The sequence below is a fragment of the Paenibacillus qinlingensis genome, assembly GCF_031455095.1.
GTDB classification, from domain to species: Bacteria; Bacillota; Bacilli; order Paenibacillales; family NBRC-103111; genus Paenibacillus_E; species Paenibacillus_E qinlingensis_A.
In genome coordinates this window covers 30,392-56,542 of sequence record NZ_JAVDSB010000012.1, presented here as the reverse complement: position 1 = coordinate 56,542, position 26,151 = coordinate 30,392, and the positions used below count along the sequence as shown (strand labels likewise).

Genomic DNA, 26,151 nt, shown 5'->3' with positions numbered 1-26,151 from the left:
ATACAAATGGAGTATACTACATTCGGCCGTACTGGACTTCGTGTATCGAAACTAGGGCTTGGCGGCGCACCCCTTGGAGGGGTTTTTGGACCTGCGGATGAACAAGGCGTCGAGAAAATGATCCATGAGGCTTTGGACAGCGGCATCAATTTTATTGACACGGCACCGAGCTACGGCAGAGGTGAGTCGGAGCGTAGAATCGGTAAGGCGCTGATCGGCGGAAGAAGAAACGAAGTCGTGTTGGCATCCAAGGCAGTAGGTCCGGGAGAATCTTTCGATTATGCGACGACGATTCGCTCCGTTGAACATAGTTTGGAACGGCTTCAAACGGATTGGATCGATCTGTTGCAAATTCACGATGTAGAGCAGGTTTCCTATGAAACGATCGTGAACGAGACGCTTCCTGCCTTGGAGAAATTGCGGGAAGATGGAAAGATTCGCTATATCGGCGTTTCGACAAGAATATTGTCACTTCTGGAGCGATATGCTCGGATAAATCGGTTTGACAGCATCCAGTTTTATGCTAGGTATATGCTGATTGATCATACAGCGAAGGATGCATTGCTCCCGCTCGCAGCTGAGAAGGAGATAGGTGTCATCAACGGCAGTGTGCTCGGACTCGGCCTGCTTGCCGATACGCCAGCACCGTTTTTGAACCCTAACATCATTGACGAGGCAGCGAAGCGGATGGAGCAGCTCACGTTTTTGCGCAAAACAGAGCCGCACGGACTCGTCGAACCAGCCATGCGTTTCAGTCTATCGCAACCGGCCATTCACGTGACCTTAACTGGGGCTGCAACACGGGAAGTGCTGCGCGCGAACTTGGCGTTTTGTGATGGGCATGGATTGGATTTAGAAGATCAGCAACGGGTATATGCTTTATTTCAGGGCAAAAGTTTATTTCCAGCGGAGAAGGAGGCATCGAAATGAACACACAAGCAGGCATATTGCCAAGGATTGTAGCGGAAGAGCGAATGATGCCACCAGAGTGGGCGTTGCAGGAACAGTGGTTATTTGCTACGTTGAATCAAGCGGCGAAGGAGTTTGTGGCTCGTTACACACAGCCGGATGGAACGCTGATCTGGCAGAAGGAATGGCCAGGGATGGACGGATCAGATGATCCCTATGAAGGGTTCATGAATCTAGCACTGCTCTACGTATTAGGGGGTAGTCGTGAGCTTCACGAAGTATCCCGTAAGATTTGGGAAGGGATTACGTGGCAGTGGACGGAATATGGGCAAGTTTCCCGAGAATTTGATGCTTACTATGATTGGATGCATCATGGTGAAGGGTATTTATTTCTGTACTTTCTCGGACTAGCTGGTCCTGCTACAAGCAAAGACAGGCAGAGAGCCGTACGTTTTGCGGGCATGTATACGGGAGACGATCCAGAGGCTCCGAATTATGATAAGGCGCAGAAGCTTATCAGGTCCCCTTTGAACGGAAGCAAAGGTCCACGTTTTAAAGTAACAGAAGAGGATTGGGTCACGCATCGCAGTATTCTCGACCACTATCCTGCACCGTATGAGGATATTCCTGGTGTTGATTTTGCAAGCGGTAAAACCCCATGGTCCAACGATGACGTCTATCAGAAAATGATTGAAATGATGAATGAGCGTATGAACCGGGGAGACGTTCCGCTGAATTTGAATGCAACTGGAATGATCACGCATGCGTTCATGTTTAATGGAGACGCAACCTATCGTGATTGGGTGGTCGATTATCTCGCAGCATGGGAAGAACGCACTCACCGTAACGGGGGGATTATTCCTGATAATGTCGGACTGTCTGGCTTAATAGGCGAGTACAATGACGGTAAATGGTGGGGAGGCTATTACGGCTATAGATGGCCGCACGGATTTATGACCATCATTGAGCCGCTGACAAACGCGTGTATGAATGCCGTTTTACTTACGGGAGACATGAACCAGCTTGAGTTAGCCCGTTCTCAACTGGATGCCAACTGGGCGCTGCGGCGGGAAGAAAATGGCCAGGTACTCGTGCCAAATAAACATGGGGATAACGGCTGGTATGATTGGCGGAAGGCGCTGCCGAAGTATCCGGTCTATTTGTGGACGATGTCCATGGCCGACGAGGATTTAGAACGGTTAGAGCGGATTCCAAGAGATCATGATTGGAATGAAATTACGATACCTGTCGTCTCCGGTAGGGACAGCAAGACAGGGAGAGAAACAAAGCACTTTATCGGCAATACGGAGCCTTGGTTCCAGTACATTCGAGGGCTCAACCCGGACTATCCGAAGCGAATACTGGCAGCCAATATGGAGTTGGTAGGCCGGCAGCTGGAGAAAATGCGCTCGGACCAAGGCGACCCGCATGAGTGGAAAAGCGATTTTGCAGACGGTGACTTTTCTAACATTCATATCTGGCAAGAGATGTGCCCGATATATTTCGAGTCGCTTGTACAGCTGACAATGGGGGGACCGATGCATATTTCGCACGGTGGCCTGCAGCATGCAAGGGTTCGCTACTTTGATTCACAGGAGAAACGACCAGGTCTTCCACAAGGTGTATCTGCGTTAGTGGAGGCGCTTACAAAGGATGGTGTGACGCTGCAGCTCTGCAATACGAGTTTGTTTGATGAACGCGAGGTCGTGATTCAAGCAGGAAGTTTCGGAGAACACGAGTTTACCAGTGTCCAGCGAATAGACGGAGATGGCTGCCCTGTACCAGGCTCGCACATAGAGCTTGATGGCAAATGGCTGGCTGTTCATCTAAAGCGAGGCGCTGGCCTTAGACTACAGCTTGGCATGAAGCGTTACGTCAATTCGCCGAGCTATGATATGCCGTGGCCGAACCCTTATGCTGCCGATCTGCTGGTAGGGCGTAGGGAAGATGGGGATGCGTCATGTACGTAGACAGTCATGTTCATTTTTGGAAGCCATCGCGCATTGATTATGGCTGGTTGAAGCCTGAGAATGTGCTCCTCTATCGGGACTACCTGCCAGAGCAGTTGTTTACGGAGCTGAACGCTTACGGTGTTAAGCAGCTGGTAGCCGTACAGGCTGCCGTAAGTGCGGAGGAAGCGGCATTCCTGCTGGAGCTGGCGAAGACCTGGCCAGTTATATCGGGTGTGAGCGGAGGACTCGATCCGTTCGCGGGTCTTTTCTACGAGCAGCTGGAATCCTTGAAGGCCAACTCGCGCTTTACCGGCATTCGATTAAACGGGAGTGCATTTCGCTCTGAGCGTTCAGAGATCGACCAGAACAAGCTGCGGTCGGCACTCGTTGCGCTGATGCAGGCTGATCTCACGTTGGATCTGCTTGTACAGCCGGCAGACCTTGCAGATGTAGCGTCGTATTTAGAAGAGCTGCCGCAGCTTAAGACGGTCGTCAACCATTTGGGCTGCCCCAACATTCGGGAGCAGCAAATGGAACCGTGGCGAACAGACATGAAGCGGCTATCCAGTCTTCCGGGCGTGGCGGTTAAGCTGTCCGGGATGATCACGATGGCAGGCGGATTCCATCCTGAGAGGATTCGGCCTTACATCGATCAGTTGCTTGAGATATTCGGCAGCGGACGATTGTTGTTTGGCAGTGATTGGCCGGTCGCCTTACAGGCAGGCGGCTATAGGGACGTCATCAACTTGTTCGAGGCGGTACTTCCTGATAATCTTGCGGAGGGGGAGAAGGGAATGATTCGTGCGGGCAATGCTAGTCGATTCTACCGACTACTGATATGATGAGAAGGATGTATAGAGCGCAGACGAAAGTTGGCTGCGAAGTGGGCTTCGCGCTCGCGTTAGCGGAAGCAGCCGTAAGCTGGCAGCGCGAACTTCGGGGGCAGGGTGTAGTGGGCTGCTCGATTTTTGCGAAGGGGAGCGGGGTATTTCTTTATTTTGAAATGACGGGCGAAGGCTGTGAATGGGAATGGCCAATAACGTGCAAACCGTTGTTGGAGGCATGGCCGGGCAGTTTTGGAGGTGAGCATCGATATGCCGTTCCAATGCTCGATATCTTCCACGATGGTGAACCGGAGATGAAAGAAGCCGGGCAAAGTGGTGAGCGAGTTGGTAGCCTTGCACGATTGAAACCCTCGAAATACAGCAGCTACATCTTCTATCATTATGCTATGCAGGAGGAAAAACCGAGCTGTTTTAATCCAACCTATCTCATCGGAGCGCATGAGGAACTGATCTTCTCCTATCAGGAACGTCCGGCGCCATCGTTCGAACATGGTGTGACGAGAAGGAAATGGCCTGCTCCGATTACACCAGAGAATTGGCATGACGTGATGCAGCCGCATTTTATTCCTTGGTCGGAGAGCGAGCATGGACCTATCTTGTGGGAAACGATGGACACAATCCTGAGCTTTTAATATCGTATGTGGTCAAAAAGCCAACCAATCTCCCTAAGAGAATTGGTCGGCTCTTTTGCATTGTCTCACTACTCTTCCAATCCTCCCGCCGGTATCTGGTCGACCGTCTGTAACAGACGGTATTGCCCAGGTGTACTCCCCATTCGCGATTTGAACAGCTTACTGAAATAGCTGACGTTGGCATAGCCAATTTCACGGCAGATGTCTTCCAGCGAATATTTGGGCTGCTTCAGCAGCTCACAAGCCCGTTTGATTCGCAAATGAATCAAATGGTCATTGATCGTTGTGCCCGTCGTTTCCTTAAAAATACGGCTCAAAAAGGACGTGCTTCGCTGCACGTGCCCGGCAACGGTCTCGATTGTGATGTTGTTATTATAGTTCTTTTCCATAAATTCGGTAGCGAGCTGCAAGGTCATATCGTTCAGTTTCAACCGCTTCTCTCGATTGTGGGCAATGATTTGGGTGCACATCTCCATCAAGCGTGCCTCCATATCACGAAGCGTTTGGATACCGGACAGCACGAATGGCCGATCGCCGAGTACGGCAGTCATATCTCCGCCGGTTTGCACCAGCGTTTTGACAATTTCCCCGCTTAGTTGAAAGAAGAGCTGTTGTACGTTGGCTATCCCAAGCCTGCGGGTAGTCACTTCTTTCGTAATACGGCTGATCGTCTCCACACACTCCTCCTCGTTCAGTTGAAGCAGTGCCTGAAGCAGCTTTGTCTCTAGCTCGTAGGGGTAATAATAGGTCTCTTCATCCTGCTTCCAGGAATAAACGATGGTATAGGGCACGATTTCGCCTTTGCCGACATACATTTTCAGATTGAGGGCTTCGACCGATTCTTCATAAGCGGTTTGAGCTGAATGCACACCCGTGTGGATGCGGCTAATTCCAAACGTTGCAGTGATGCTGTAACGGCTCTCCATATTAAGCTGTAGCTTTCGCGCAAGCTCATTTGGAGCATCGTCTTGATTAGCTGGGACAGCAAGAATGATGATGATGCGTTCATCGTCCCTGGCGAAGATTTCGCCGTCGATTTCGGGCCCAAGTTCTTCAATTAAGCCATATTGAAATAGATGAAAATGGAGATTGCCCGTCGAGTCATTCAGCAAGGATTGTTCCTCTAGCTCGATCGTTAGGATAGCAAATCGCTCAAAATTCAACTTTAATCCCAAAAGCTCCGCTGCGTCTTTCTCCTGCCCACTGCTTTGCTGGGAAATTGCCCGTCCTTTTATGAGGTCGCTCAAATATTTTTCCTTGATCGCTGAACGGTTGTCGCCAAGCAATGTTTCTACCCGTTCCTTCTCGCTAAGGATCGTTTCCCGGCTATGTCGAAGCCGTTCGAATGCCTGCTGGATGAAGCTTGCTTCGTCGGCGGCCGGCAATGAGGCTTCAGGATTTGCTCTTTCACTGCCGCTAATATAGGTGAGAACGCTTTTGAGCGGACGGTATAGTCGCTGTGAGATGTAGATCAGCAGCAAAATGGCAATGGTGACGTAAAGAGCAGAAACGGCGGCTACGATCATTTTAATTCGGCCTAAACCCTCAAGCAGTACAGATCGTTGGGTTAAATTAACAAACTTCCACCCTGTCACGTTAGAGGTGGTGTAGGTCATGATCCACTGGCGATCATCAACGTAGGAACCGCTTCCTGGAGCGGATAGCACGCTAGGGTTAAACTTCCTGATCAGGGCTGCGGCTTCTTCTGTTTCACTGTAGAGCGGTTCACCTTGAGTCCCGAGGACTAGTGTCAGGCCTTTTTTATTATGATAATGACTCAAATATTCTTTAAAGAGCAGGTCGAGCTTCAAATTAATTACAATGGCTCCATCAACAGGACCAATGAGTGGCATTTTTTGCATTAAACTTGTGGCCAATGTTCCTTTCGCAGCGGCGTTGCCAGGACGATTAGTCAGCCACACCGTTCGGTTGGCAGTATCTTCATTCATGACCGTCATCCAAGAACGGTCGGTGAAAGAGGATAACGGGGACATTTTCATATCAGAACGTGAGGTCAGTACGAGATCGAGTTTATTGTAGACGAGATAAATGGAATCGATATAAGGACTTAGCTTCTGCTGTTCCTCCAGAAACCGCGTTAAGTCAATAAGTGAAGAGACACTGAGCTTATCATTTATTTTATGATACAGATAGGATTGGGTCATGACCATGCTCGAGGCGATGTTCTGTATCGCAAGAAGTTCTTTATGAATCAGTTCTCGCTGCTGCTCCATGATGGATTGATTGTATTCAATCGAATTCTGAATGCTGGTATCGGCAGAAATCGTATAGGTAACCGAAGAAATGAGGATGACGGTAACAACGATAATAGCGGTCATAGTTAACAACAGCTTGACGAATAGCGATCGGTTGCGAATCACTTGAAGACTAGGCATCCAGACCCTCCTTTCAAAGTGTTAGCGTTTTCAAGATGACGTGGATGAAGCGCTCGGCACGAAGAAAATTATAGCACAGAATGAAGAAGGGGGAAGCAGAGAGGCGAAAAACATACGAAAAATCGAATAACATAACGCTATAAAAACAGCCACGGAAAGGAATAACATAACAAAAATCGAATGAGATCATTGTGTAGTTGTGTGCCACGGGATATCGTAAAAGATGTAACCGTTCCCATTTCCTGGCCGGGGTAGAGCGCGTTAAGGAACGGAAATCAGGGTGAACCAGGGGGAATTTATTTTGCCTATCTATAAAATGAAACCAGTCGCACTTACCGTATTAGCAGCTAGCATGGCCGCAAGCGTACTTAGCGGATGTTCCGCAGAAAAGAAAACAACGTCCGAATCGAGTCAACCGAGTAGTACTTCTGCTGCTGCTGCAAAGCCGATTGAAATTACGTGGGGCATTCAATTCCAAGCACCAGCGGTCGTGGCGGATACGCCAGTTCAGAAGTGGCTTGAACAGAAATTCAATATCAAAATCAAACCTGTCAAAGTGACTGACGCGAGTATCGCTTCCGGTGACGTACCGGATGTGTTCATGCTAGGTGATCCATCGAATGTCTCTGCCTACCAAGCACAAGGTGTTCTGATGGATCTGGACCCTAACATGGTGAAAGAGAAAATGCCTGAATACTATAAAGATGTTGAGCAGTCGAAGGCGCTGTTCCAGACGGTTACATTTAGCGATAAGCTTTGGGCAGTCCCGATGTTTATCGATTTGAAACCTTATGACCTTTCGATGTTGTGGCGCAAAGACTGGCTCGACAAGGTCGGTATCACCAAGCTCCCAGAGACGCTGGATGAATTTGAGCAGGCGGCGTATGCGTTCGCGAAAAAAGATCCAGACGGTAATGGCAAGAACGACACCTATGGTTTGACCGGAACAGCGACGTCGACGTGGTCGACGGGCTTCTATTCGATATTTGGCGCCTTTGGCGTACAACCAACGATGTGGCACGAAAAGCAAGGGCAGATCATGAACGGTTCCATTATGCCAGAGGCCAAGGCTGCTCTTGAGAAGCTGCGTAAATGGTATGCGGACGGCGTGATCGATCCTGAATATATTACGGATACCCAAGATTCGTACCGCAAGAAGCTGTATAACAGTCGGATCGGTGTCATTGAGGAGCAAGTCGGAAAAGCAGCGCTCGCGGATGGTGCGACCAATATAGCGATGAAAGACATCAATCCGAATGCTAAGCTTCAACTGGGTAAAAATCCGAAAGGACCAGGCGGCAGCGGCAGCTGGGATTGGGGCGTAAAAAGTAATTACATTGTGCTTGGCAATAAGGTGAAGAATGACCCGGCTAAGCTGAGCAAAATTTTTGAAATACTGCGAGCAGAAAGCAGTGACGAAGAAACGATTAATATGACGAGCTTAGGTGTCAAAGGAACGCAATGGGATTTTGCAGCTAGCGGAGCAACTGCTGGCGCGACGAAAGTGTTACCGGGCTTCGAAAAGCAGGAACAACGTGATGCAGTTGGTATTCGCTTGTTCTCGCTTGGTAATATCACGACGCGAGCCTATCGGGATAAATATTCCAATCCACAGTTGAACGAAGCCGTTCGTACCTATTCTTCTGCACCCAGTCAGACAGATGCGTTATTATTCGCAGCTCTTCCATCCGATGGCAAATATAAGAAGGAGCTGACGGCGCTGACGCAAAAATATTTTGCACAAATCATCAGTGGAGAAGTGCCGCTTAGCGATTTCGATAAGTATGTAGCAGAGTGGAAAGCTAAGGGTGGAGACGAGTTAACGAAAGAAGCCAATGAGATGTACCAAAAGCAATTTAAAAAATAATCAGCTTAAGAAGCGAATCTGTATCCTCGGCTGTTAGTCAAGTGGCTGCTGCCGAGGATGGAATCGCAACTGGCCCTGAGGACGTGCACATGACATGAAGATGATCCTGAAAAATAGGGAGCTGTTTGCGCTCTATTTATTTGCCTTTGCCTTTTTTCTCGTATTCAAATATGGCCCGATCTACGGGGTACTCATTGCTTTCAAAGATTTTCGCGTTGTCGATGGTATATGGGGCAGCCCATGGGTGGGCTTAAAGCATTTTGAAGCGCTCTTTCATTCATCTGATTTCTACCGATTGCTGAGTAATACGCTGCTGTTAAATCTATATTTGCTGCTGTTCGCTTTTCCGGCACCAATCGTGCTGGCGCTTCTGCTGAATGAAATCAGATCCCGCTTTTTTCAGCGTTTCGTACAGATGACCATGTATTTGCCGCACTTCGTTTCGTGGGTTATTATGTCCGGCCTTGTCATCTATTTCCTGTCGCCAACCACGGGCATTGTGGCTGAGATCGTGGGCTGGTTCGGCGGGAAACCCGTATTTTACATGGGGCATAAGGAGTATTTTCGCTCCATTGTGGTGGGTTCAGCCATACTGAAGGATATCGGCTGGGGGTCAATTATTTATTTTGCTGCCCTATCGGGCATTAATCCGGAACTGCATGAATCGGCAACCATGGATGGGGCGAATCGCTGGCAGCGTTTGTTTCATATTAATATTCCGTCGATTATGCCAACCATTGCAATTATGTTCATTCTGAGCTTAGGCGGCTTCTTGAGCGCGAACTTTGAACAAATTATTAACTTGCTCAATCCTGTCACTTTTGATACGGGGGATGTTATTGATACTTACGTCTATCGCGTGGGGCTAACGCAATTTCAATACAGTTATACGGCTGCAATTGGTTTGTTCAAGTCTTTAGTAGGGCTGCTGCTAATTCTGGGGGCTAACTTTACGGTGCGCAGACTGAGCAAGGGAGAGAGCGGCTTATGGTAGGAGGATTTGCAACATGAGAACTGGAAACTGGCAAGATCGATTAAGCGTTAGCCTCATTTATATCGTACTTGGCGTACTCGCCATTATTGTCGTGTACCCATTTATTCACGTGCTGTCAGTATCACTAAGTGGAAGGGGAGAGGCGCTCCGCAGCGGCTTTCACTGGTTTCCGAAGGATGTGACCTTGACGCCATACAAAGAATTACTGACCTATCCATTCATCTGGAAAGGGTACGGCAATACGTTGTTCCGCATGGTCGTCGGCACAGCGCTTACCCTGATTGTTACCATTTGCGCAGCTTATCCGTTATCTCGCAATGAAATGCCATGGAAGCGGGTATTGGTACTGCTTCTGCTCTTTACCATGATCTTCGATGGTGGGATCGTGCCAAATTATTTGCTTATAAAGGAGTTGCATCTCCTGAATACGCGGTGGGTTTACGTGCTGCCGCATGCGGCGAACGCATTCCAGGTGTTGGTGATGATCTCGTTCTTCCGCTCGATTCCGGATGCGCTCATTGAAGCAGCACGGATTGACGGGGCGCGCGATCTGCGAATTCTCATTCGTATTATTTTGCCGCTGTCGGTCCCCGTTCTGGTTACGATCGGCCTCTGGTCGCTTGTGTATCACATTAATGCGTTTATGGACAATTTGTTGTATGTGACAGATCAAACGAAGTTCGTGCTGCAGCAGATTGTTCGGCAAATTCTGATTGAGAACCGGCTCGATCCGTTTACGACGGCTGTGAATGAGGTTCCGCCTGCGCCTGAGAGCTTGAAGATGGCAGCGGTCATTGTATCCGCTCTTCCCGTGCTGGTCATGTATCCATTCCTGCTGCGTTACTTTGAGAAAGGGACCATGATTGGTTCGGTAAAGGGATAGCATATAAAATGGAAAGGATGAGACCGCATGCGATTTCGTCAGGTGCATCTTGATTTTCACACTTCGGAAGCTATAGCGCCGATCGGAGCACGTTTTGATCAGGGGCAGTTTCAGGAAATGCTTAAGCTTGGTCATGTGGATTCCGTTACGATTTTTGCCAAATGCCATCACGGCTGGGCTTACCATCCGTCGGAGGCGAACGAAATCCATCCTGGGCTGAGCTTTGACTTGCTTGCGGCCATAATTGAAGCGGCACATGATATTGGTGTGAAGACACCCGTATACTTGTCGGCAGGTTTGGATGAAAAATTAGCAAGACGTCACCCCGAATGGCTCATCCGTGATGAGAATGACCAAACGAATTGGGTCAAAGGATTTATACTGCCAGGCTATCACCAATTGTGCTTAAACTCTCCCTATCTGGCAATCCTGATCGAGCAGATCGGGGAAGTCGTGTCCCGATATGATCTGGATGGACTATTCCTAGATATCATTGGCATACGCAAGTGCTACTGTCATAGCTGTGTGGAGAGCATACGCAGGCAAGGACAGGATCCACGGGATGAGAAGGCAATGCGAAAGCTATGGGAGTCAACCTACGCGAATTATACGACGAAGGTGAAGGAAACGGTTCAAGCGATCAAGCCAGGATTGCCGATCTTTCACAATGGCGGACACATTGCGCGAGGTCGACGCGATCTGATTGCTATGAACACACATTTAGAACTGGAATCGCTGCCTACAGGTGGATGGGGCTATGATCACTTTCCGCTGTCGGCTAGGTATGCGCAACCGCTTGGTGTCGATTTTCTCGGTATGACGGGAAAATTCCATACATCCTGGGGAGAATTTGGTGGCTATAAGCACCCGAACGCACTCCGTTATGAAGCTGCGCTTAGCATAGCCAATGGCGCCTGCTGCTCGATTGGCGATCAGCTTCATCCTGACGGTCATATGGATGAAGCGACCTACGCACTGATTGGCGAGGCATATCGCGAGGTCGAGGCGAAGGAGGCATGGTGCGTAAAGGCGACGAATGTTGCAGATGTGGCCCTGTTGACATTGGAAGCAACCGGCTTGCATCCCAAGGCTAATGTGTCTACATCGGATTCAGACGCAGGGGCTGTACGCATGCTGCTTGAGGGTAAATTCCTGTTCGATGTGATCGATCAGGAAAATGATTTTACAGCTTATAAGGTACTAATTTTACCGGATTACGTAGCAGTGAATGATAAGCTCCAGAACAAATTGGTGCAATTCCTTCTGCAAGGCGGTAAAGTTCTCGCAACGGGCTGGTCGTGTCTTGATCCAGAGGGTACTCGCTTTGCCATCGACCTCGGGGTGGGGTATGTAGGGACAAATCCATACCGCCCCGATTATTTTCGTCCGCTGTTCAATTTTGGAAGCTGTAGAGAGGCCTCTTACATTTTCTATTCACAGGGGCAGAAAATCAAAATTGCGGGTGGAACGGAGCTTGCACACCGTGAAAATCCTTATTTTAACCGCGATCTGTTTACTTTCTGTTCGCACCAGCATACACCAAGCAGCTATGAATATGGAGGACCGGGTATGGTGGAAAGCGAAAGTGGTATTTATATCGCGTGGAACATATTTGAAGATTATGCGACGAAAGGCAGCCTCATATTGAAAGAAGCCGTACTGTATGCATTGGATCGCCTTCTCCTAGACAAGACGTTGCAAACCAATCTCCCAGCGCAAGGCATCGTCACACTGCAGCATCAACAGGATGAGCATCGTCTGGTTAATCATTTGTTATACGCAACCCCAATCCGCAGAGGGAAAAACATCGAAGTCATTGAGGATATGGTTCCCATCTATGACGTGCAGGTATCTGTTCGTACATCGAACCACGTAAAGAACGTATATATGGCACCGCAGATGACCTCGCTCACATTCAGGTATGAGGATCAGACGGTTTACTACACAGTACCTAGTCTGAAGTGCCACCAGATGGTTGTCATCGAGTATGAAGTCGCCAAGAAAGAAGAACAGGTTCATTAGGACCTGTTCTTCTTTTATGTTCATGCGGTTATCTATCCACCCCCCAAGTGACCAATAGGCACTCTAATACATACAATGATTTAGAGTTGGAAGGGAGTGGCCGGAGTATGCCTGTCATTATTAATGGAGGTATCAAAATTTTAAATGTCGCTCAAGGCTCCAATGTCCAGATTGGCGATACCTTCGCTGTTAGTCTCACAAGCAGCTCCAAAATCTTTGCAGGAGCCAACTCATTTTCCCCTGGGGACAGCTTTGGAAGTGTTCAGAATGTGCTGAATGGAAGTACAAATACAGTTGATCCTGACCTCGTAGACACGCCGAATAACACCATTTGATGACTGGGTATTGGTTTCCATAAATTGGACGAATTTTAAGTTGGAGTGGACGGTCCTAAAGTGAAAAGCTGCTGCGAAAGATATACGGAACTTGAAACTATTTTAGGGGATAGAGCAGCTTGTTAAAACGAAAAGTGATTTGGATTTATATGAAGAATCTATCATGGTTCCTGCCAATTGTAATTCTGATTATAGGGGCTAATCCTTCTATAGCAGGTAGTTTTTGGTGGAAACTTCTTGGCTTTCTGCTCTTTGTGGGGATTGTTGCGCTATGTGTGAGTTCGTGGATTCAAGCGAACCGTGAGCAACGGGAAATCGATGAAAATAAACACTTTGATCCTGTTGTATTTCGTCAATTTAATTAAGGATGACTGACCGTCAATGCGCTAAGCAGGGACGGTTTTTTGGCTATTTTCAGAAAAAAGGGTATAGGAAATGAAAGTAAAATAAAAAAACGTAAAGTACCCTGACAATATGTTGTCAGGGTACTTCCATTATAATAAGGGTATATCTGGAAACAATGATAAAAATAAATTGAATTAAGGGAGTGTGTATTAAATGACACAAACAGCTGACCGTATGTATGATTATCATGTATGGGCGAATCAAACGCTGATCAACAGGTTGAAGGAGCTTCCGCAGGAGGTGTACCGCCAAGAGATTCAGAGTGTGTTTCCGACTGTTGCGAAAGTAATTGCGCATATCTACCTTACAGATCGCACTTGGTTAGACATTCTTGGAGGTAAAAGTATGAAGGAAGCCATGGCAGCCTCTTGGCAGATAACTGAAGCAACCGAGAGCAAGAGCTTAATTGAGCTAGAGGCCATGTATGTCGAATTGTCGATACGAGGTAAGGCTTTTCTCAAGGAGCTGCCTGATTTGGAAAAGAAGATCACACTCGATAATCCCTATGCTGGAGTCAGGGAAACAAGTTTGGCTGAGATCGTTTTACAGATTGTGAATCACGCTACGTATCATCGGGGGAACGTCACGGCCATGCTGCGCCAAATGGGCTATGCTTCGGTGATGACGGAATACGCGTTGTTCTGGTATGCAGGTGCTGAGCAGCTGGCATAACGCCTACGGACCAGCCAACACACCCCTAACCAATCCCAACCTAAAAAAGGCCCTGTCACAAGCGACAGGGCCTTTACTGCGTTCTAATTCATCGCTTCGCCTTCGGTAAACAGATGGAAGGTGACGCCAAATTTATCCTTCACTTGTCCGTAGGCCGGGCTGAAGAATGCTTCATGCAGATCCATGATGACAGTGCCGCCATCTTTGAGCCCTTCGAAATATCGCTTGGACAGACTAGCATCTTTCGTAGTAATACAGATCGTTACTTGATCTCCCAATTGGATAGGACGACCTGCGTCGGTGTCCGAAAACATCAATTGACTTTCGCCGACTTGCACCATGGCATGAGCAACCAGATGTTTCTGTTCCTCACCAATTGGGAACTCCGGGTTGGCAGGCATTTCACCAAAGGTCTGTTTAAATAGGACTTGAGCATCCAACGCTTTTTCATAAAAGGCAATTGCTTCACCAGCAGTACCAGGCAATACTAAATACGGAGTTAAACGAACAGACATCATTAAACAGCTCCTTAGATTGAAGTAGTTGAAAGGGAAAAAGTCTACTTCTTATTATTACCACAATTCCCCTGAAAAATAAAGAACATATGTTCTAATTGTGGCGTGGAATATCGAAATAGCTGCCCTCCACCTTGAATTTCCCCCCTGCCTCCAGAAAGCCTCCTATACTATAATGTAGAATAGATAAAGTCTACCTTCATATAAAGGAAAGGTGCTAACGTCGCCTATGAATAAGCTAGCTATTTGGTCGTGGCTGCCACGCCTGTTCCACTCCTTTTCACTAAAACAACGGATTTGGTTTACCTTTGTCATACTCATCACCGCAGGTCTAGTAGCTACCGGGAGCATCGCTTATCTGATCGCATCCAAGGAAATTCAGCGTACTACGATGCAATCAAGCCAAGATACCGTCAATCAATCGGCGCAAATTGTGAATGAACGATTGAAAAATATTGGCACGGCCGTCCGTGCCCTCATGTTCAGCGATGCCTTCAAACAGCTGATGAAGGATGTCCAGAATAAGGATAGCTCTAGCTACTTTAAGTCGTTAACGTCTTTGCAATATGTTTTTTCGCAAGTGAAATTTAATGATTCCATGATTGAAAGTATCCTGATCGCAACCCCGATCGGGGATTTCTACCCGACCTCCAGTGTGCGGAATAACGCCAATTCCTTTTATCAATCGGATATGTTTAAGCAGTTTCAGCTCTTGAAGCGAGGCTTCTGGAGCAAGGGGCATGTGGATCCTTTTTTTACAGGGAATCAGCGGGTCATCTCGCTTGTTGCCGAAGGTGTAAGTGAGGATTCTTATATACGCAATGAGTCGACGAATGTGTATGTGGTCATCAATGTGAAAGAAGACGATATTCGTGATCTTTTTATGGAAAACCTAACGGATCCCAACAAGCACTATTATTTCGTTGATTCGCAAGGAGAAGATATTAATTATGCGGATCGCACCCAAGATAGAGCGTTCATACAGCGTCCCGATTTCGTGCAACAATTAACGGGGGACAGCAAGGGTTCCTTTTTCTATAGCGATTCGGATCGCAAGGATTATCTCGTGAACTATGCGCGACTAGACGTGAAGGATGACTGGATGATTGTCGGCGTTCAAGCCAAGGATAAACTTTTAGCTAAACTCAACGGTATTAAGCAAGCCACGACGTACGTAACCATCGGCTTTATTGTGGTATCCCTTTTTATCACGAACAATTTAACACTCCTGCTGCTCAAGCCCTTGTTCCGTTTGCAGAAGCTGATGAAGCGCGTGGAAGAAAATGATCTCGATGTGCGTTTCGAAAGCGTGTACCAGGATGAAGTGTCGCAGGTTGGTTTCCGCTTCAATCGCATGTTAGATGAGATCAAACAGCTGATTGCCGATGTGAAGAATCGGGAACGCGATAAACGAAAAGCGGAGATCAAGGCGTTATCTGCGCAAATGGATCCTCATTTTTTCTACAACACGCTGAATACGATTTATTGTAAATCAGTGCTGGGTGAGAACGATGATGTGAATGAAATGATTTTGGCCTTATCGAATATGTTTCAATTGAGTTTAAGCGGAGGCAGGGATTTGATCACGCTCGCGGATGAGGTGGATCATGTTCGGCAATATTTGGCCATTCAGCAAAGGTCTTATGAGAATTTATTCGTCTTTCAGATGGATGTCGAGCCTGAGTTGCAAGCTTGTCTTGTGCCTAAAATCATGATTCAACCTCTTATTGAAAATAGTATTTTGCATGGCTTCAAGGATATGAAGACCGGTGGCGAAATCCAGCTCACAGCCCGATCGGATGGGGATTGGCTGCATATTACAGTGGAAGATAATGGTCAAGGGCTCGTTCCGGAGCGGCTGCGCCAAAGCATGCTGCATCCTACAACTTCGAAGCATGGCTACGCACTTCGCAATATTTACACGCGACTTCAACTGTACTATGGGACTGAGCAACGTATGGAGATTACGACGAACGCATGGAACGGAGCTCGCATCGATTTGTGGTTGCCACGGTATGAAAAAGAGGAGGATTTCCATGGATCAACGAGTTAAGCTATGTGTCGTGGACGATATTCGAAGTGTCGTGGATATGATTACGAAGAAGATTTCATGGGCAGATCATGGCATTGAAATCGTAGGCTGCGCAACTGATGGTGAGGAAGGCTTTGCGGTGATTCGCGAAACGAAGCCAGATCTGATTCTAACCGACATTCGTATGCCTAAAATGGACGGCTTGGAAATGACTCGTAATATTATGGAGATTTTGCCGACGAGTAAGGTAATCATTTTAAGTGCCTATACAGACTTTGATTATGCCCAAAAAGCGATCCAATATGGAGCATTGGACTATGTGAAGAAACCTTTTTCCATTGATCAAATCGTAAAAGCAGTCGTCAAGGCGAAGGAAGTCTGGGAGCAAGAGAACCTGAGCCGTAAGCAGTTGATCGGTCTTCAGCAGAAGATTAAGGAAAGCATGCCAGCGCTCCGGCAGGAGTACTTATCCCTCCTAGTCAATCATCAAACCAATGAATCCGAATTAGCGCGTCTATCGGACTTTTTGGATATTAATGAGTTGAAGCCCCCTTTTGCCGTGATGACGATTCAAATTGATCAATTTACCGATAAATATGGCGAAGTGCCTGTGAAAGAGCTGGAGCTTGTTCGTTTTTCGTTGCAAAATATCGTCGAAGAGACGATTGCCTTTCATGGGGCAGCCGTCGTGTTTCGCGAGGGGCTCAATCGCTATATTTGTATTCTCAATGTTACGAATCAAGAGCAGCCCATGGCGATTGCCGACCAATGCTGCGCAAATATCGCGCGCCATACCAAATTCACGATATCCATTGGCATCGGCCAGTATGTTGAAACCGTGCAAGAGCTGCCGAAGAGCTATCAGCAGTCGCTTAGCGCGTTGTCGTATCATTTTTATACAGGCGGCAATGGCGCATTCAGCTACAATAGGGATGGGGCAGCGCTTCCTGTGGAGTGGATTTATACCGAGGATAGCGAGAATGAGTTTCTATTCGCTTTCCGTTCTGGCAATAAGGAAGCTTGTGTCGAGTGGGCAATGACTATTTTTACCGAGATGGGAAAAGTAACCGTTCTCCCGGAACCAGGTGTCGTGGACCGATTACTGCAAGGACTTGCCCTGCGCATGCTGCGTGTGCTGCTGGAGAAATTCCCTCGTCCCAGCCTCGCAGAGTTCGAAGCCAAGTCGCTTGAAATCAGAGACAGCGGGGCTGCCATTCTGGAGTATCGCGCCTGGTTTATGGAGTTATGCGAAATAGGCTGCCGTCTGATCCATCAGGAACGGGCTAGCGAGTCACAGAAGATCATTCACCGTTCAGCGGATTATATTAAAGCGAATTTGAATCTTGATTTGACGCTGGAGCACTGTGCGAAGCAGGTGAATTTGAGCTGGGGCTACTACTCGAACTTGTTCAAAAAAGTGACAGGGTCGACCTTCCAGCAATTCGTGACGCAAGCCAAAATGGAACGGGCGAAGTCGATGCTGATCGAGGATTACCAAGTGCAGGAAATTGCGCAGGAGCTAGGCTATGAGCATCGACGTTATTTCAGCGAGGTATTCAAAAAGCAGACGGGGCTCACACCGACCGAATTTAAAGAAATGTCTCTGGGCAAGCCCTCGAAGCCGTGAGGGCTTGCCTGTTTCTTAGGCCAGCGGAAGGGCAACATATAGAAATATCTGCCCTCGTTCAAGAGTTGACCTCATTATCAGGGCATCGAAATTCTTTTACTATTAGAAGTGTAAACAACAGATTTAAGGGAGGCTTACACATGATAAAAAAATTAGGGACGGTCACATTAGCAGTAGCACTCGCGGGTAGCTTAGCAGCTTGTAGCTCCACGAAAACCGATACAGCAGCAAGCCCAGCGGCGTCCGCGAAAGCATCCGATCAACCGGCAAGCGCGGCTCCTGCCAAGGGAAAAACGAAGCTTGCCTATTGGACAAATGATCGTCACGATATGGACTACATTAAGAGCGTTGTGCAGAAATTTAATGAAACGAATGGCGAAAATATTGAAGTTGAAATTGTTGTTAAAACCGAGGATTTCAATCAAGCGATCGATCTGGCATTCGCATCAGGACAAGCGCCTGACATCATCCGTGTGAAGGAGAATACCATCCAGCCTTTCGTAGCCAAAGGATACCTCAAACCGATCGATTCCTATGTGAATGATACGCTGAAGAAGAAATTCCCGATTATTGATGATTTCAACCGCATCGGTGGTAAACTGTACAGTCTTCCGAACTACGGCTCGACCCTGCGTCTTGTTTATAACAAAGACCTCTTTGCTAAAGCAGGAATTGCAGCACCTCCGAAAACATTGAAAGAAATGGTCGAGGATGCGAAGAAAATCACGGCGGTTGGTAAGGCTAGCGGCTCCTACGGCTTTGCGCTGAACTTCAAGAGCCCAGACAGTGCGCTTGGTCGTTCGGCAAGGGTAATCGCGGAAGCTAACGGTTTCGGTGGGTTTGGATTTGATTTTAAAACAGCAAAGTTCGATTTCACAGGGTTTAAGGATGTCATTCAATCCTTCAAACAAATGGTGGATGATGGCAGCACATTGCCAGGGATGGAGTCGCTCGATATTGATCCGCTTCGCGCCCAATTCGCAGAAGGTAAAATCGGGATGTACATCTCCTATTCCTCGGAGCCAGGGGTATACGCCAATCAGTTCCCAGCTAAGATTGATTGGGCAGCAGCACCTGTTCCAACCACGGACGGAACGATTAAAGGGGCAACTTCTTTCGTAGGCGGTCAATGGTTAGCGATTAGCAACACAACTAAAAACGCGGATCAAGCTTGGAAATTTATGCAGTTCATGTATGCTGACGATGTATTGAAAACGTATCACGAGAAAGGTTTCGGACTATCGATGGTGCCAGCGATTTCTTCCACAGCGAAAAAGCCTGAGATTAAAGGCATTGATGGCTTCTTGCCAAGTGGAAATGACGGCACATGGCCGCTGCAGCCAACCGTTACGGTTGAAGGTATGAAATACAATGACGCCTTCTTCAAATATATGATCAGTGGCGGCAACTTGGATCAAATTATTCAAGAATTGAACAAACGCTATAACGATGCGTTGGATAAAGCTGTTGCCAAAGGCGATATCAAAGTAGCGCCAAATGCAAGTTTTGATCCAATGAAACTGATGATGAAATAAGAGCGAATTGAAGAGAAAGGAAGCGAGAGTGGAGCTGAAACTCCACTCTCGCGTTCTATAAAGAGGAGGGAATGGGATGAACAGAACTCGCCAGATCGGGTTTTCCTACTTATTTTTATTTCCAAGCTTTCTGCTTACCATGGTGTTGGGCGTCTATCCGATTGCTTGGGCGATTCGCTACATGTTCTATGAGTACAAGGGCTTCGGGGCACCGACTTTTATTGGGATTGATAATTTCAGACGACTTTTCCGGGATACGCAGTATTGGGATTCTGTCATCAATACATTCGTTTATGCAGGTGGCAAGCTCATCATAACCCTTCCGTTATGCTTACTTCTTGCCGTGATCTTAAATTCCAAGCTGCGTGGACGCAACTTCTTAAGAGCCATCTATTTCATGCCAACAATTATTAGCTCGGCTGTGATGGCCGTCGTATTTTTTGTCATTTTCAACTCATATAACGGTATTCTCAATCAATATTTACTAAAGTTCCATATCATCTCCGAAAGAATCGATTGGCTCGGACCTAAGCATGCGATGCTGACAACGATCCTCATTGCAGTCTGGGGCGCGGTAGGGAACTACATGCTGTTATTTCTAGCTGGTCTTCAAAATATCCCGAATGATGTGTACGAAAGCTCCTCCTTGGATGGCGCGAATAAATGGCAGCAGTTCTGGTATTTAACGATTCCGATGCTAGGTCCAGTGCTTCAGATTGTGATTATGCTCGCGATCATCAATTCCCTCAAAGGGTATGAGAGCATCATGGTTCTTACAGAAGGTGGACCGGTAGGGAAGACGGAAGTCATGTATCTCTATGTGTATAAGCTATTCTTCCCAACCCCATCGCACGCATTAACCGAGCAGCAATTCGGCTACGGTAGTGCGGTAGGCTTCATGACCGCTGTCATTGTCGGCATCATCACGCTCGTCTATCATGGGATGTCGAAGCGCCTCAACAAACTTCAATAGGAAGGAGACTCGGGAATCATGGAAGTATCCAAATCGATACCAGCTGTTCATATAAAGAAACAAACACAGTCATTTTTTGTAGGGAGATGGGGTGGGAGAGCGCTTCTTTGGTTGTTTTTACTGATTACCGCTTTGCTCATCGTTTTCCCTGTCATTGTGACTTTTCTAGGCTCCTTTATGTCCAACCTGGAGATAACCAAGGGGGGCAAAATCTTCCCTTCATCCTGGCATTTTGAAAATTATAAGGAAGCCTGGGTCCAAGCTAACTTCGCGAGATTTACTTGGAATAGCTTATTCTTAAGTGGAGCGACGACGATCGGCGTACTGACCGTAGCTTCCATGGCCGCCTACGTCGTTGATCGGCTCAACTTTCCAGGAAAAGCAATTTATGTGGCGATTCAAGCGTCTACGATGTTTATCTCCATTGGCGCGGTTGTGATTAGACCGCAGTTCGAGCTGATGGTCAAGCTGCACCTGAATACGAATTTATGGGGCGTAGTCCTCATTCTCGTCAGTGGCCACGCGTATATTTTCTTTATTTTACTTAGTTTCTTAAAAGGTATTTCCCGGGAATTAGATGAGGCGGCTCGGATCGACGGCTGCTCTAACGCAGGCATTTTCTGGCGAATTATTTTACCGTTAATGCGCCCAGGACTTGGCGTAGGCGCACTGTTCACCTTTTGCGGAGCGTGGAATGAATACTTGCGGCCGTTAGTATTTACGATGACGAATCCGAATCTGCAAACGTTGACGGTTGGCCTATCTTATTTGCGGTATGGGGCTTCCGCTGCGGTACAAACGCATTATATGATGGCTGGAGCGTGTCTATCTATTCTGCCGCTGTTACTTGTCTATATGATTGCCAATCGTCAGTTCATGCACATGACGGCGGGTTCATTGAAAGGCTAGGAGGACTTCACACCATGGACATCAAGCGTTTTGAGAACTTGCGAAGGAACGCAGGAAAAGCGGAATTTCAAGCAGCGATGGAGGGGCTAAGACGGGATGCGGAAGAAGCGGCGAAGATTACCTTCGCCGTTCGCGCCCAAGAGCAAGGCGAATGGACGCATTATTATCATTGCGAAGAAGATGGGACTCGGCTCACTTTCCAGTGGCACGAGCCCTTTCTTCATCGTTGTTCGACTTGTGGTAAGGAACGGCGCAATCAACTGCTTGACGGGTGCTGGACGTCTTTAGCTCATGGCCAGATCGGTCAAGCTGTGTATCATGTGGCATTACTATATGCCTTAGAGACAGATGAGAAACGCCTTCAATTCGTCAAATCGTACCTCATGGCGTATGCCGATCACTACGTTACGTACGCCATTCACGGAGATATTCCCTATAATGGGCCCGGCAAATTATTTGCCCAAACGCTGGATGAAGCACATTGGATCACGGATTTGGCGCTTGCTTTTGACATCATTCAGGAGCATCTAACCCCTGGTGAGCTCGCTCATATTCGGGCAGGGCTGCTTGAGCCCTGTGCCCAATTTCTTATTGCTCATAAAGAAAGACAAATCCATAATCACTCGGTATTGATTACATCAGCGATTGCCGCACTGGGGCTTCTATTACATGATGAGACTGTGCTGTCTGCTGCTCTGGAAGGCAAATACGGCCTGCATGACCAGCTGAATCGCGGAATTATGGAGGACGGCCTATGGTACGAGGGGAATGTGCAGTATCATTTCTACGCGTTTAAATCCCTGCTGCACTACGCGTTAATTGCTGAAGGGACGTCTTGGGACGTATGGAAAAAGCAAGCGCTGAAAGCGATGTTTGATTATCCCTTACAGTTAGTATTGCCAGACGGCGTGATGCCGACGATGAATGATGCAGGGCTGGGTCATCATATTGGCTCCTACGCGCCGTACTACGAGATTGCCTATGATATTTATGGTGATGGCAAATACCGTTCGCTTTTGAATACGGCTTATGGCACGGCAGAAGATGATCCACGTATCAAGATCGTGAAACCAACCCAGCGAGATTCGATTTACGCTTTGATGTTTGGCCAAAGCTTGGACGGAGATACAGCGGAGCTGGACTCGCTAGGAGCTGAGGTGCAACGCTCACGCTCGTTACCTGCGAGTGGGCTGACCAAGCTAGTGAACACCGCTGGCTGGCATGTAATCGTGAAGCACAGCCGTTTCGGCGGTGAACACGATCACATGGATCGGCTAGGGCTGTCCGTCATGCATAGCGGTACTCCGCTGCTCGTGGATCCCGGAACAACGGCGTACGGCGTTCCTGCGCATTACGGTTGGTTTAAACATACGTACTCGCATAATACCGTGAGTATCGATGGGGCAGATCAGCCGCCACGGGATGGGCGGTTGATTCAAATGCACGAAGAGCCATGGGGCGTATGGTTGGAAACAGCCGTGGATTGGCTGGCTGAGGATTACAAGATGAAAGATCGTATCATCTTGCCTGCGGAGCTTAATCCTTGGGATAGCGATGCTTATCGAGGGGCTCAAATTCGAAGAATTAACCTCTTAGCTGAGGATCATCTCATCGATATTGTGCAAGTCACGGTTCCAGAGCCGCGCGTGGTGCATTGGACGAATCATTGGAGCGGGATGCTGCTGGACAATGATGCGATGGATGCTTGGTCCGCGACGGAGGACCCGCTCAGCCGATTGGATCAGCACTGGTTCAAAGAGAAGCGGAAGCTGATAGCGGATGTATCTGCTTTTGGTTATCAGATGCGTGAAGGTACGTTGGAGCAGCACGTTTGGTGCTCGCTGACAACAACGATATACACAGCATTAACACCGGATAATCCGCCGAGCGGGCAGCGCACGTCTCTCCTAACAACCGCGTCTGTGGAACAACGCGTGTTATTTGTGCAAGCTATCCATTATGATCGCAGCACGAAAAATCAGCTTCAAGGCCGCTTGGAAGCAGTTGAGCAGACGAGTGATACCCTTCAGTTATCATGGAGCCATGCGGATTCGCAACACACCTATGTTATACGTCTATATAACGGAAAAGTGTATATTGAGAAGTCGATCTGATGGCTCTATGATATCCATGTTATTAAATACGAAATAGCCCTCGTTAGGGGGAAGAAGGGTGTTATCCCATGCGAAATAAATTGTCTTTCCTTAGTTTCTGGTCGATCAATGACGAATTGAATCTGGGGCGGCTGCAAACCCAATTAGATGAGCTCCGTTTAGCGGGGCTGGATGGGGTTATTTTTCATCCCCGTTTTTATCCGGGAAAACCTGTCTATATGAGCGATGCCTATTTGGACATCCTTTCAGACTTGATTATATATGCCAAATCGACCGGGATGATCTTCTGGATTTACGATGAAAATGGCTGGCCATCTGGCACAGGAAGCGGCGAAGTGATCAAAAGGCTGCCGGATTCCACTTGCCAATATGTGAATTGGGTTTCCGATGGGCAAGGAGGAAGGCTCGTATTTGAATCGTTTAGCGCCGTATCCTCGATCGACCCGAAGACAACGCAGGTGTTTATTGAGCTCATTCATGAGGGATATCGCAAAGGGTTGCGCCCCGAAGCATTTGATTATGTGACGGGCTTTTTCTCTGATGAAGTCGCGTTCTTGGATGGGCATGGGATTACGGTCAAAACAGGGGCCATTCCTTGGGAGGATCGATTCCCAGCGTTATATGAATACAAATATGGTGAGGCGTTGCTTCCTCAATTGCCGCTGCTGTTCACAACTGTAGATGGCTATGAGGAGTTCCGTGTCCGCTACTGGGAAATGCTGACGGACGCGCTCATTACGAGTTTCTATAAACCGGTTGCAGACTGGTGTGAAAAATATGGTAAAAAATTTACAGCTCATGTTAAAGCCGAAGAAAGTCCTTTTTTCCAAGTGTCCTATAGCGGTTCTTGCTTTCAAGTGTTAAAAACAGTAGAAACGCCGGCCATTGACGCCTTGGAGCGGTTTCCAGGGAATAACTTTTACCCTCGGATTGCCCATTCGATTGCCATGCAGCAAGGACGTGATGGCGCTCTGGTCGAAGCGATGGGAGGAAGCGGCTGGGGCGTTTCACCCGAGTCCTTCACCAATTATGTGATGTGGCTGGCCAGTCACGGCGTGGAACATTTCGTGTTCCACTTGAACCAGCTCAAGCTGAATACCCAAGCCATTCAAGATTGGCCGCCTTCCATGCCGAGTCATCTGACTTGGAAGGATGCTTTTCCAGCACTGCTGGCCACCCTGCAGGAGCAGGCTGCTCAACTGCCAGATTTAAGAGCCAAGCCGGATGTGCTAATTGTAACGCCAACGCGTGGAATCATGGCGGATTTTGATACGCGTGATGCGATGCAAATGAATGAGCATGACGGGTCGAACATTCCTGCAAGCACGACAGGCGTGCTCGATGCGAAGCTGCTTGCGCTAGTAGAGGCTTGCTTTGAGGCAGGGGTTCACTATGAGTTGACCGAGGAGCGGGAGCTTGAGGAGTCGGGTACCATTCTAGATGGTATGCTGCGAATTGGCCAGCGGGACTACACGCATGTGCTGTTGGCAGACGGTTGTCGTTGGAGGGAGCCAGCAATCGTGGAGCGGCTTCTCACAGCAGGAGTTACGTTGTGTGATGCGGAGAACTGGCGGCACGTATTTGCTGTGAAAGCCCTACCTGTTCAATCAGCTGCGGAATGCTCTTTCATTAAGCAGTCTTCGTGGACGGCAGAAGTGCCGAAAGCGAATCAGGTCTACGTGGAGTTGCAGCTACAAGACAATGGCAAGCTGACAGCAGAAATCGACGTGCACCAGGCAGAGTCGTTTGGCGTGATGACACTCTTTTTACATGATGAAGTAAGTTCAGTTTGGTTGAACGATGTGGAATTAACCGTGGTACCGACGGCAAGCGGTTTTGAGGCGGAAGTTCCTGCTGCATTAACTGTGAATGTGTCGAAACTGCATATGGAAGTAACTCCGTTACCTGAGGGAGAAGCATGTCCGATTGCATTATTGCGCGGTTCGTTCATTGTCACCAGTAAAGCCCCGCTGATCGAAAAGGATGAGCATCAATGGCTGCTCGAAGGGCAACTTGAGCTAGCTCCTCTGCCCACAGTGATCGATAGCACGAATTTCATCGCATTCGGCTTTCCTTTTGCAGGCTCACCGATTGCTGTGAGAAAAACCATCCAACTTTGCGACGTGGAGCAAGCAGCCCTTGAGCTTACCGATCTATGGGCAGACGCCGCATTGGTAAAGCTGAACGGGAATGAGCTGGGTTGGTGCTGGGGACCGAATTGGTCGGTGCCGCTTCCGAAAGCCATGAAGGAAGGCTCGTATGAACTCGAGGTCCTGTTATATCCAAGTACATTTAATGTGTACGGACCTCATCATCATGTGGATGGCGATCGTTATTTAACGAGTCCGGATCAGTATAAAGGTGTTAAAAATTTCGCCGACCGTCCAGATGCTCCGGAACAAACGAAGGTAAATGGTTCCCATTTCGTCAAATGGGGCATTGCAGGCGAGATCCGGTTGCTTCACTAACTGAAAACCAATAGAAATCTGCCCTCGACATGGAAGTTCCCGCCTTACTGGAACGAGGGCAGATTT

General features: G+C 48.0%; 20 protein-coding genes. 18 read left to right on the top strand and 2 right to left on the bottom strand.

From position 1 onward, the window contains the following. Nucleotides 1–6: 6 nt before the first annotated feature. From J2736_RS24460 to J2736_RS24445, 4 genes are read left to right on the top strand one after another with little or no spacing between them, the layout of a single operon-like run. On the top strand, nucleotides 7–930 hold the full coding sequence (locus tag J2736_RS24460) for an aldo/keto reductase (RefSeq protein ID WP_310501209.1): 924 nt from the start codon (nucleotides 7–9) through the stop codon (nucleotides 928–930). After that, on the top strand, nucleotides 927–2,879 hold the full coding sequence (locus J2736_RS24455; protein ID WP_310501208.1) for a hypothetical protein: 1,953 nt from the start codon (nucleotides 927–929) through the stop codon (nucleotides 2,877–2,879). Before J2736_RS24460 ends, J2736_RS24455 begins: the two co-directional genes overlap by 4 nt. Beyond that, nucleotides 2,870–3,703, top strand: a complete 834-nt coding sequence (locus tag J2736_RS24450; RefSeq protein WP_310501207.1) for an amidohydrolase family protein — start codon at nucleotides 2,870–2,872, stop codon at nucleotides 3,701–3,703. The genes J2736_RS24455 and J2736_RS24450 overlap by 10 nt, the downstream gene beginning before the upstream one ends. Beyond that, nucleotides 3,700–4,338 (top strand): hypothetical protein, encoded by a 639-nt coding sequence (locus J2736_RS24445; protein ID WP_310501206.1) that lies wholly within the window; start codon nucleotides 3,700–3,702, stop codon nucleotides 4,336–4,338. The genes J2736_RS24450 and J2736_RS24445 overlap by 4 nt, the downstream gene beginning before the upstream one ends. Nucleotides 4,339–4,406: 68 nt before the next feature. Here J2736_RS24445 and J2736_RS24440 read toward each other — a convergent pair whose 3' ends face one another. After that, a complete protein-coding gene (locus tag J2736_RS24440) occupies nucleotides 4,407–6,734 on the bottom strand; it encodes a helix-turn-helix domain-containing protein (RefSeq protein WP_310501205.1) in 2,328 nt (775 codons plus the stop codon). 301 nt (nucleotides 6,735–7,035) lie between these two features. Between J2736_RS24440 and J2736_RS24435 the strand changes: the two genes are divergently transcribed. From J2736_RS24435 to J2736_RS24405, 7 genes are all read left to right on the top strand, one after another. Continuing rightward, nucleotides 7,036–8,601 (top strand): extracellular solute-binding protein, encoded by a 1,566-nt coding sequence (locus J2736_RS24435; protein WP_310501204.1) that lies wholly within the window; start codon nucleotides 7,036–7,038, stop codon nucleotides 8,599–8,601. A 94-nt stretch (nucleotides 8,602–8,695) separates the two neighbouring features. Beyond that, a complete protein-coding gene (locus J2736_RS24430) occupies nucleotides 8,696–9,595 on the top strand; it encodes an ABC transporter permease (protein ID WP_310501203.1) in 900 nt (299 codons plus the stop codon). Nucleotides 9,596–9,608: 13 nt separating this feature from the next. After that, nucleotides 9,609–10,478, top strand: a complete 870-nt coding sequence (locus J2736_RS24425) for a carbohydrate ABC transporter permease (protein WP_310501202.1) — start codon at nucleotides 9,609–9,611, stop codon at nucleotides 10,476–10,478. Between the two features lie 27 nt (nucleotides 10,479–10,505). Further along, nucleotides 10,506–12,500, top strand: coding sequence for an alpha-amylase family protein (locus J2736_RS24420; protein WP_310501201.1), 1,995 nt, complete (start codon nucleotides 10,506–10,508; stop codon nucleotides 12,498–12,500). Between the two features lie 107 nt (nucleotides 12,501–12,607). Next, nucleotides 12,608–12,835 carry a spore germination protein gene (locus tag J2736_RS24415; RefSeq protein ID WP_310501200.1) on the top strand — a complete coding sequence of 76 codons (228 nt, stop codon included), beginning with the start codon at nucleotides 12,608–12,610 and terminating at the stop codon, nucleotides 12,833–12,835. Nucleotides 12,836–12,954: 119 nt separating this feature from the next. Then, nucleotides 12,955–13,200, top strand: a complete 246-nt coding sequence (locus J2736_RS24410) for a hypothetical protein (RefSeq protein WP_310501199.1) — start codon at nucleotides 12,955–12,957, stop codon at nucleotides 13,198–13,200. 193 nt (nucleotides 13,201–13,393) lie between these two features. After that, a complete protein-coding gene (locus J2736_RS24405) occupies nucleotides 13,394–13,912 on the top strand; it encodes a DinB family protein (RefSeq protein ID WP_310501198.1) in 519 nt (172 codons plus the stop codon). 83 nt (nucleotides 13,913–13,995) lie between these two features. Here the strand turns inward: J2736_RS24405 and J2736_RS24400 are convergent, their stop codons facing one another. Next, the gene (locus J2736_RS24400; protein ID WP_310501330.1) at nucleotides 13,996–14,427 is read right to left on the bottom strand and encodes a VOC family protein; all 432 of its coding nucleotides are present in this window, start codon (nucleotides 14,425–14,427) and stop codon (nucleotides 13,996–13,998) included. Nucleotides 14,428–14,656: 229 nt separating this feature from the next. Between J2736_RS24400 and J2736_RS24395 the strand changes: the two genes are divergently transcribed. The 7 genes from J2736_RS24395 (at nucleotide 14,657) to J2736_RS24365 (ending at nucleotide 26,085) form a co-directional block, all read left to right on the top strand. Continuing rightward, on the top strand, nucleotides 14,657–16,480 hold the full coding sequence (locus J2736_RS24395) for a sensor histidine kinase (RefSeq protein ID WP_310501197.1): 1,824 nt from the start codon (nucleotides 14,657–14,659) through the stop codon (nucleotides 16,478–16,480). Beyond that, complete coding sequence (locus J2736_RS24390) at nucleotides 16,464–18,086, top strand: response regulator (protein WP_310501196.1); 1,623 nt, start codon at nucleotides 16,464–16,466, stop codon at nucleotides 18,084–18,086. The genes J2736_RS24395 and J2736_RS24390 overlap by 17 nt, the downstream gene beginning before the upstream one ends. Before the next feature lie 140 nt (nucleotides 18,087–18,226). Then, nucleotides 18,227–19,621 carry an ABC transporter substrate-binding protein gene (locus tag J2736_RS24385; RefSeq protein ID WP_310501195.1) on the top strand — a complete coding sequence of 465 codons (1,395 nt, stop codon included), beginning with the start codon at nucleotides 18,227–18,229 and terminating at the stop codon, nucleotides 19,619–19,621. A gap of 76 nt (nucleotides 19,622–19,697) precedes the next feature. Further along, entirely contained in the window at nucleotides 19,698–20,594 is an 897-nt protein-coding gene (locus J2736_RS24380; protein WP_310501194.1) for a carbohydrate ABC transporter permease, read from the top strand. 18 nt (nucleotides 20,595–20,612) lie between these two features. After that, entirely contained in the window at nucleotides 20,613–21,503 is an 891-nt protein-coding gene (locus tag J2736_RS24375; protein WP_310501193.1) for a carbohydrate ABC transporter permease, read from the top strand. 14 nt (nucleotides 21,504–21,517) lie between these two features. Beyond that, a complete protein-coding gene (locus J2736_RS24370; RefSeq protein WP_310501192.1) occupies nucleotides 21,518–23,617 on the top strand; it encodes a heparinase II/III domain-containing protein in 2,100 nt (699 codons plus the stop codon). Nucleotides 23,618–23,685: 68 nt separating this feature from the next. After that, a complete protein-coding gene (locus tag J2736_RS24365; protein WP_310501191.1) occupies nucleotides 23,686–26,085 on the top strand; it encodes a hypothetical protein in 2,400 nt (799 codons plus the stop codon). Nucleotides 26,086–26,151: the final 66 nt, after the last annotated feature.